This is a genomic window from Streptomyces sp. NPDC031418, assembly GCF_055581605.1.
The window spans coordinates 1-7,779 of sequence record NZ_JBVIJC010000046.1 but is presented as its reverse complement, the minus strand read 5'-3'; the positions used below and the strand labels follow the sequence as shown (position 1 = coordinate 7,779).

Below are 7,779 nucleotides of genomic sequence, written 5' to 3'. Positions count from 1 at the left end.
CCGCTACGAGAAGACCGCCACCATCTACCAGGCCGGACTCCACATCGCGGGCATCTTCCTCTGGTCCGCCCGATGATCCAAACGAAACTGCCTAGTTGGCACGAGTCTGGATTGAGGACCGCATAGGGCACGTGGCGTATGCAGGGGCCGTGGCGAAGGCCAAGCGGGCGGGTCGTACGCCACCGGGGCGCTACCGCGTGCGCTGGTACGGCCCCGACGGCAAGCCGAAGATGAAGACCTTCGCCCGCAAGGTCGACGCCGAGATCGAGCGGACGAGGATGGAGTCCCGACTCAACGACGGCTCCTACCGTGATCCTGCCGCCGCGCGCGTGAAATTTGCCGAGGTGGCGGAGTCCTGGCTGGCCGCGCAGATCCACCTCAAGCGCTCCACCCGGGCTCGATACCGAGGCGTCCTCGACGTCCATGTGATCCCCAAATGGGGCACCACTCCGCTGGACCGCATCCACTTCGAGGACATCGCCGAGTGGCTCGCGGACCTGTTGTCCGGCGAGGCGACCGGCGGCAGGAAGCTCAGCCCCCGCTCGGTCCGCAAGGCGTACGTCGTCCTCAGCCGCGTTCTCGGCTACGCGGTCAAGGCTCGTCGTCTGGCGGTCAACCCGGCTGTCGGCGTGCCCTTGCCGAAGGCGGCGCCGGCCGACCACGTGTACCTCGATGACATGCAGGTCGACGCGCTGGCCAACGCGTCAGGTGCCTACCGGGTGTTCATCCTGCTGCTGGCCTACACCGGCCTGCGCTGGGGCGAGGCGTCCGCCCTGAAGGTGGGCCGCGTCGACCTCGACGCCTGCAGGGCCCACATCATCGAGGCGTACGCCGAGGACAACGGCAAGCTCTACCTCGACACCCCCAAGAACCACGAGCGCCGGTCCGTACCGATCCCGCGGTTCCTGGCCGAGGAGCTGAAGCCCCACGTCCAGGGGCGGGCAGACGAGGAGTTGCTCTTCACCGCCCCGCAGAGCGGACCGCTGCGGGCCCGTAACTTCCGTCAGCGGTTCTTCGCGCCGGCGGTCGTGAAGGCCGGGCTGGGGCACCTTAATGTCACCCCGCACAAGCTGCGGCACACGGCGGCTTCGCTGGCCATCGCAAGCGGCGCGGACGTCAACGTCGTACAGACGATGCTGGGCCATAAGTCCGCGACCCTGACGTTGGACACGTATGGCCATCTCTTCCCCGACCGCCTGGACGAGGTCTCGAAGAAGATGCACAAGCGCCGTTCCAAGCAACTGGCCAAGGCGAAGGCCAAGCTGGAGAAGGCGGAGAAGAAGGCCCGCAAGGCCGCCGAGGAGGTGGCCGCCCTGGAGGACGATGCAGCGTGATGTGGGTCTGATCCGGGCCGGGGAGCCGCAACACAAGGGGCCGCCCCACCGCGCTGAGCGGTGGGGCGGCCCCTTGCGTCACCCTCGACTCAGGTCATTCGCGCGGTCGCCGGCTCTCCCGCCGGGCTCGGTCGATCGCAGCAGCGGTCTCGTCGCCGGCCAGCCGCTCGATCTCCTCAGGTACCTTCCGCTCGTCCAGCACGAAGAGCCGGTCACCGACAAGACGGGTGGTGGTCTTCCAGCCGAGACGACGTCCCGCTTCCCGAGCGGCATGCCGGACGTCCTTGAGGTCGCCCAACTCCGCAAGATCGTCGCCACTCAGGATCAGCTGACCGTGGTAGCCCGGGAACTGCGGCTTAAGAGCTGCCCGCATCATGGATTCGAGCCGGTCGATCAGCTTCTCGTACCGGCGCCGGGCCAGCTCATCCCTGACGGCCATCCTGCACAGCTCCCCACCATCCGCGCGCACGGCATGTGTGCCATATGTGTGCTGCAAGCGCAGAAGCCCTCCCGTCCGCTGGACGGAAGGGCGCCTGACCTGGTGTTTCTCTGTGCCCCCGGCAGGATTCGAACCTGCGACACCCGCTTTAGGAGAGCGGTGCTCTATCCCCTGAGCTACGAAGGCGGCTGTGGTCGGCGGTCCGTGGGGACCGCTGTTCCGCCGTCAGTGTAGCGGGTGGGTCGGGGGGGAGGGTGGAAGGGCGGGTAACGAACAAGTCTGTCTGGTTTCAACTAGAGCGCCTCTCGCGCCGTAGACGAGTTCCGGTAGATTTCCGGCCTCTTCGACATCAAGTTGCCAACGGGCTGTCACAAAAAACAGGCTGGGTTGTATGATTCCACTGTGTCGCTGGTCTCGGGCCTGCGGTGCCCACATGTTGGTCACATCTTTGGTGGGAAGGCAGGTGCAGCCTGATGCAGACTCGGTCGGAACAGACCCGTCAGGCTCTCGTCCGGGCCACGGCCGAGCTGATCGCGGACGGCCCGCTCGCCGAGGCCGGGCTGGTGAACATCTGTCGCCGGGCCGGGGTGACCAGGGGGGCGCTGTATCACCACTTCCCCTCCATAGCGGCGCTCGCGGCCACCGTGTACGAGGCGGCCCGTGACCGGGTTCTCGCGTTGACGGAGAAGGCCTTCGACGGGCCGGCGGAGGACGCCCCCGAGCGCTATCTCGTGGCGCTGGGCGCGGCGTTGCGGGCGGAGACGATCGTCCGCGCGGGCATGCAGCTCGCCGTGGACGGGTCCGCCGGGCCGCCCCGGCTGCGCGACGACATGCTGGCCCTGGTCCATCAGCGGGTCGAGGAAGGGTGTCAGGACGCCGCGTTCGCGGCGGCGGACCTCGCCGATCTCGCCGTGGTCGTCGCCGCGGGGCTGGAATCGCTCGGGCACAGCGACGTCGGCTGGTGGGACGCCAAGACCTCGCAGCGCCTCTGGGAGCTCCTGCGCCCCCTCTTCCGTCAGGTGAAGTAGGAAGAGAGGGAAGAAAAGGGGAGGGTGGGGGAGGGGCCGCAAGGCCCCGGGTGGCTTCCCCGGGCCTCCGATGGGTCCCGGCCCACGAGAGGACTGTCCCGGGCAGCCGTGTGAGTGTCCCCGGGCAGCTGTGGGAGACCCCGGCAGCCGTGTGAGTGTCCCCGGGCAGCTGTGGGAGACCCCGGCAGCCGTGTGAGTGTCCCCGGGCAGCCGTGGGAGGCCCCGGCAGTCGTACGAATGCCCCGGCAGCCCTAGGCGCCGGCCGCGCGTAGGCGCCCGCCCGGGTTCACGCCTCCAGGGCGATTTCCGGCACCGGCACCGGCAGCGGCGTCGTGCGCAGGCGGCCGATCAGGCCGGGGATGACCAGGCCCGGCAGCAGGAAGCGCCAGAAGACGCCGATGCGTTCCGGCAGGTCCAGTCGCTTGCTGTACGCCTGGGACATGATCTGGAGGCCGGTGAAGCAGCCGACGATCGTCGCGGCGGCCTCCCGGACGTCGACGCCCGGGAGCAGCTCCCCGCGCTCCGCGGCCTGGCCCAGCAGCTCGGTGATGGCCGTCTTGGACTGCTCGTAGGCCGTTTCCGGCGGGCAGGAGAGGGAGGTCTGCTCCACCGTCAGGCGGACGGCGGCGCGCAGGACCGGATCGTGCTGGAGGCCCTGGGCGAACTGGAGGGTCAGGTCGATGACGCTCTGGATCCGGATCGGCTGGTCCGGCGCGCCCAGGGCCTCGGCGTGCGCGTCGATCAGAGCCAGGGCGATCGCTTCCTTGGAGGGGAAGTGGTGGTAGAGCGAGCCGCGGGTGAGCCTGGTCCGGGCCAGGATCTCGTTGGTGCTCGCCGCGTCGTAGCCGCGCTCGTCGAACACCTGGGCGGCGGCCTCCAGGATCGAGCGCCGGGATCGCTTGCCGCGTTCCTGTTGTGCCATGGTGCCGCATCCTTACCCGTGATCTAACAGACTTGTCTGTATAGTATCGGCAAAGGTCGGCTGTGTAATACACCTTTGCCCGAGGGGTGGGGCGACCAGGGGTTATGGGTGGCCGAGCCGGAAGCCGACGCCGCGGACGGTCGTGATCCACTCGCTGGAGCCGAGCTTGCCGCGCAGCGTGCTGACGTGGGTGTCCACCGTGCGGCCCTGCGGCGACCACGCGTCGTCCCAGACCTGGGCCATGATCTGCCGCCGCGGTACGACCTTGCCGGGCTGCGAGGCGAGCAGGTACAGCAGGTCGAACTCCTTGCGGGTGAGGTCCACCCGCCGGCCGTCCAGCGTGGCGACCCGTGCGCTCGCGTCGATCCGCAGGGCGCCGTGGTGGATGATCCGCGCCGGGGCGGGGCGCGGCCGGGCGCGGCGCATCACCGCCTCCATCCGGGCCAGCAGCTCGCGGAAGCCGTACGGCTTGACCATGTAGTCGTCGGCGCCGGCCTGGAGGCCGAGGACCCGGTCGAGTTCCGAGTCGCGTGCGGTGACGGCGATGACCGGCAGGTCGCTGATCGCCCGGATGCTGCGGCAGACCTCCAGGCCGTCCAGGTCGGGCAGGTCGAGGTCGAGCAGCACCAGGTCGGCGTCCTGGTGGGCGCGCAGGGCCTCGGCGCCGGTGGCCGCGCGCTGGGTGCTGTGCCCCTGCCGGACCAGGCCCTTGAGCAGGGTCTCGGCGGCTCGGGCGTCGTTCTCCACCACGAGCACGCGCAGGGCTCCCTCGTTGGCCGCGGGCTGGGGGCCGGCGGCAGCCTGCGCGGGGAACGGGCGCCGCGGCGGCTGGACGGCGGCCTGCGGGCGGTAGGGCTGGCGGCGCTCCGTCGTCGGCTCGAGTAGATCCACGGTCTGCCGATCCATGTGCTCCTCCTGGGACATCACAGTCACGTCATGACCGGATGGTCAACGCTCACAAGCATCACGGTACCAAACAGACTTGTCTGATTGTCAACGGTTCTTGTGGGTAGCGCTGCAAGGTTTGACCTTGTGCCGCTTGGCCTGCGGTGATGGACAATTGCTCCCATGCGCTGGGCAGTTGGCGCGTTCTTGGCGGCCGTCGGCCGTGTCCGGTCGAGGGGGATTTGGGGCCCCGGGTAGACCGGCAACCGTACATGCCTGCCTGTTTCGCTTGGGGGCGTGGGCAGACCGGGCCAATACATGGCAAACCCGGGAAGCGGAAGTGTGCCGTCCATGTGCGAATCAAAAATTTACTTGAAAAAACGAACTGACCTGTCTGTATCTTTGGGATCGCAGAAAGTCGGCTGCGGGGGGAATCCGGCGTACGGCCTGCTGCCCCCTGCCCCGGTCACTGACAGGAGCGCTGCACATGTCGTACACCGACCAGAGATCCAGCACATCCACCCTGCCCGACCCGGATCCGCATCCTGGCAGGCCCGCCCGCGGGCTGACCAGCACGGTCCCCCGTGAGTACGTCCACCGCGCCGCCGTGTCGGAAGTCTTCCTGACGGGCTGGGAAGTGGACGCGACCCCGGCCACCGACCGGGCCGAGGCCTTCACGGTGCGCGCCCAGTGGCCCCGCAGCCACGCCCTCTTCGCCCGCGAGGACGGCTACCAGGACCCCATGCTCCTGGTGGAGTCGGTCCGGCAGATCGGCTCGCTCCTCGCCCACGCCGAGTTCGGCGTCCCCTTCGGGCACCAGTTCCTGCTGGCGGACATCTCCTGCACCACCGCGCCCGACCTGCTCGTCGCCGGGGTCGTGCCCACGGAGGTCGAACTGCGCACCGTCTGCCGGGACATCGTCCGCAGAAACGGTTCGCTGTGCGGGATGCGCTACGACGTCACCGTGCTGCGCGACGGCCGGGAACTGGCCACCGCCGGCGCGTCCTTCCGCTGCATGAGCCCCGGCGTGTACCGGCGGGTGCGCGGCGACCGGGCGGCGGCGTACACCCCGGCCCCGCGGCCCGCCCCGCCGACGCTCGCCCCGTCCGCCGTGGGCCATGTCAGCGCCCGGCACGTCGTCCTCGCCGAGCCCGCACCCGGCGAGCGGAACCGCTGGGAGCTGTCGGTGGACACCGCCCACCCCACCTACTTCGACCACCCCGTGGACCACGTCCCCGGCATGGTGCTGCTGGAGGCCGCCCGGCAGGCCGCGCACGCCGCCTCGGGCCGGCCCGACGCCCTGGTGCTCGGCCTGCGCGGCGAGTTCGCGCGGTACGCCGAACTGGACGCACCCTGCTGGATCGAGGCCCACCCCGAGCCGTGCGGCGACACCGACGACGTACGGGTCACCGTGCGCGGCACCCAGCACGACCGGACCCTCTTCACCGCGGAGCTGACCGTCGGCTCCCGTACCTCGAACAACCCGGCCACCGCCGCCCGTACCGCCCGCACCGCCTGACACACTGAGCCGATCGCATTCGGGGGAATTGCGCATGCTCACCATCCTGATCACCGGCGCGTCCGGCTTCGTCGGCCGGCATGTCGCCCGCGCCGCAGGACGCCAGCGGGCCGCCCTACGGCTCATGTCGTACCGCCGTCCCGTCTCCTGCCCCGGCCCCGCGTCCGGCTCCCACTCCGGGGTCCGGGTCGTCCAGGCCGATCTCGCCGACCCCGCCAGCCTGCGCGGCGTGTGCGACGGCGTGGACGTGCTCATCCACTGCGCCGCCCAGATCGGCGGCAGCGTCGAGGCCAACGAGGCCGTCAACGCCCGCGGCAGCACCGCCCTGATGGCGGAGGCGCGCCGCGCGGGCGTCTCCCGCATCGTGCAGCTCAGCACCGCCTCCGTGTACGGCCGCGGCACCTATGTCGGCAGCCGGCCCGAGCAGCTCACCCGCAATCCCGGCTCGCCCACCTCCCGCACCCGTGCCATCGCCGAGGACGCCGTCCTCTCGGCGGGCGGCATCGTGCTGCGGCCCCATCTCGTCTACGGCGAGGGCGACAGCTGGGTGGGCCCGGGCCTGACCCGCCTCCTGCGCACGCTGCCCGGCACCGTGGCCGGCTGGCCCGCCCTCATGTCGGTGATCGCCGTGTCGGAGCTGGCCGAACTGCTGCTGGCCACCGCCCTCGCACCCGCCTCCGCCCTGACCGCGTCCGTCTACCACGCCGGGCACCCGGTTCCCGTCACCGCCCACCGCGTCCTGCGCGCCGTCGCCGAGTGCACCGGGACCCCCTGGCCGGACCATGACCTCACGCCGGACGAGGCCCGTGCGATGCTCGCCGGGGACGCCCGGTCGACCGCGGTGCTCGACATGCTGACGACCGACCACTTCTTCGACTGCGCGCCGCTCTGGTGCGCCCTGGGCCGGGTGCCCCGCGACGGTTTCGAGACCGCTTTCCAGCATGCCGCGCCCTGGTACCGCGCGTCCCTCCAGGCAGCCTGAAGCCTCGGTACGTCATGAACGCAGTCAACACACGAGTCAGGAGTAGGAACATCGTGCGCAAGGTGCTCATCGCCAACCGTGGCGAAATCGCTGTCCGCGTGGCCCGGGCCTGCCGGGACGCCGGGATCGCGAGCGTGGCCGTCTACGCGGACCCGGACCGGGATGCTGTGCATGTCCGCGCGGCGGATGAGGCGTTCGCCCTGGGCGGTGACACCCCGGCCACCAGTTACCTGGTCATCGACAAGATCCTGAACGCGGCCCGGGAGTCCGGCGCGGACGCCGTCCACCCCGGCTACGGGTTCTTGTCGGAGAACGCCGAGTTCGCCCAGGCCGTCCTGGACGCGGGCCTGATCTGGATCGGGCCGCCCCCGCAGGCCATCCGCGACCTCGGCGACAAGGTCGCAGCCCGGCACATCGCGCAGCGGGCGGGTGCGCCGCTGGTGGCCGGTACCCCGGACCCGGTCTCGGGTGCGGACGAGGTCGTCGCCTTCGCCGAGGAGCACGGCCTGCCGATCGCGATCAAGGCCGCCTTCGGTGGCGGCGGGCGTGGTCTGAAGGTGGCCCGCACCCTGGAAGAGGTGCCGGAGCTGTACGAGTCGGCGGTGCGGGAGGCGGTGGCCGCGTTCGGCCGCGGCGAGTGCTTCGTCGAGCGCTACCTGGACCGGCCGCG

Annotated in this window: 8 protein-coding genes and 1 tRNA gene; 5 read left to right on the top strand and 4 right to left on the bottom strand. The window is 70.6% G+C overall.

Annotated features, from left to right (window positions below):
- Positions 1-149: 149 nt before the first annotated feature.
- Positions 150-1,334 (top strand): tyrosine-type recombinase/integrase, encoded by a 1,185-nt coding sequence (locus tag ACZ5CZ_RS38565; RefSeq protein ID WP_468949508.1) that lies wholly within the window; start codon positions 150-152, stop codon positions 1,332-1,334.
- Between the two features lie 94 nt (positions 1,335-1,428).
- Here the strand turns inward: ACZ5CZ_RS38565 and ACZ5CZ_RS38560 are convergent, their stop codons facing one another.
- Both ACZ5CZ_RS38560 and ACZ5CZ_RS38555 read right to left on the bottom strand, forming a co-directional pair.
- Entirely contained in the window at positions 1,429-1,773 is a 345-nt protein-coding gene (locus tag ACZ5CZ_RS38560; RefSeq protein WP_385847118.1) for a hypothetical protein, read from the bottom strand.
- Between the two features lie 113 nt (positions 1,774-1,886).
- A tRNA-Arg gene (locus ACZ5CZ_RS38555) sits at positions 1,887-1,959 on the bottom strand.
- A gap of 287 nt (positions 1,960-2,246) precedes the next feature.
- Between ACZ5CZ_RS38555 and ACZ5CZ_RS38550 the strand changes: the two genes are divergently transcribed.
- Positions 2,247-2,801, top strand: a complete 555-nt coding sequence (locus tag ACZ5CZ_RS38550) for a TetR family transcriptional regulator (RefSeq protein WP_450792469.1) — start codon at positions 2,247-2,249, stop codon at positions 2,799-2,801.
- Positions 2,802-3,087: 286 nt separating this feature from the next.
- On the opposite strand, the gene ACZ5CZ_RS38545 is transcribed toward ACZ5CZ_RS38550, so the two are convergent.
- Both ACZ5CZ_RS38545 and ACZ5CZ_RS38540 read right to left on the bottom strand, forming a co-directional pair.
- A complete protein-coding gene (locus ACZ5CZ_RS38545) occupies positions 3,088-3,723 on the bottom strand; it encodes a ScbR family autoregulator-binding transcription factor (protein WP_468949505.1) in 636 nt (211 codons plus the stop codon).
- A 102-nt stretch (positions 3,724-3,825) separates the two neighbouring features.
- Positions 3,826-4,629, bottom strand: a complete 804-nt coding sequence (locus tag ACZ5CZ_RS38540; RefSeq protein WP_385847114.1) for a response regulator transcription factor — start codon at positions 4,627-4,629, stop codon at positions 3,826-3,828.
- A 466-nt stretch (positions 4,630-5,095) separates the two neighbouring features.
- Here ACZ5CZ_RS38540 and ACZ5CZ_RS38535 point away from each other — a divergent pair, with 466 nt between their 5' ends.
- The 3 genes from ACZ5CZ_RS38535 to ACZ5CZ_RS38525 all read left to right on the top strand — a co-directional run.
- Positions 5,096-6,127, top strand: coding sequence for a ScbA/BarX family gamma-butyrolactone biosynthesis protein (locus ACZ5CZ_RS38535; RefSeq protein WP_385847112.1), 1,032 nt, complete (start codon positions 5,096-5,098; stop codon positions 6,125-6,127).
- Between the two features lie 34 nt (positions 6,128-6,161).
- Positions 6,162-7,109, top strand: coding sequence for an NAD-dependent epimerase/dehydratase family protein (locus tag ACZ5CZ_RS38530; RefSeq protein WP_468949502.1), 948 nt, complete (start codon positions 6,162-6,164; stop codon positions 7,107-7,109).
- Positions 7,110-7,162: 53 nt separating this feature from the next.
- On the top strand, positions 7,163-7,779 hold a 617-nt coding region (locus ACZ5CZ_RS38525), incomplete at its 3' end, for a biotin carboxylase N-terminal domain-containing protein (protein ID WP_468949500.1).

Coding starts and splice junctions, on each gene's coding strand:
- ACZ5CZ_RS38560 (WP_385847118.1), bottom strand. CDS start 1,773: ATGGCCGTCAGGGATGAGCTGGCCCGGCGCCGGTACGAGAAGCTGATC.
- ACZ5CZ_RS38550 (WP_450792469.1), top strand. CDS start 2,247: ATGCAGACTCGGTCGGAACAGACCCGTCAGGCTCTCGTCCGGGCCACG.
- ACZ5CZ_RS38545 (WP_468949505.1), bottom strand. CDS start 3,723: ATGGCACAACAGGAACGCGGCAAGCGATCCCGGCGCTCGATCCTGGAG.
- ACZ5CZ_RS38540 (WP_385847114.1), bottom strand. CDS start 4,629: ATGGATCGGCAGACCGTGGATCTACTCGAGCCGACGACGGAGCGCCGC.
- ACZ5CZ_RS38535 (WP_385847112.1), top strand. CDS start 5,096: ATGTCGTACACCGACCAGAGATCCAGCACATCCACCCTGCCCGACCCG.
- ACZ5CZ_RS38530 (WP_468949502.1), top strand. CDS start 6,162: ATGCTCACCATCCTGATCACCGGCGCGTCCGGCTTCGTCGGCCGGCAT.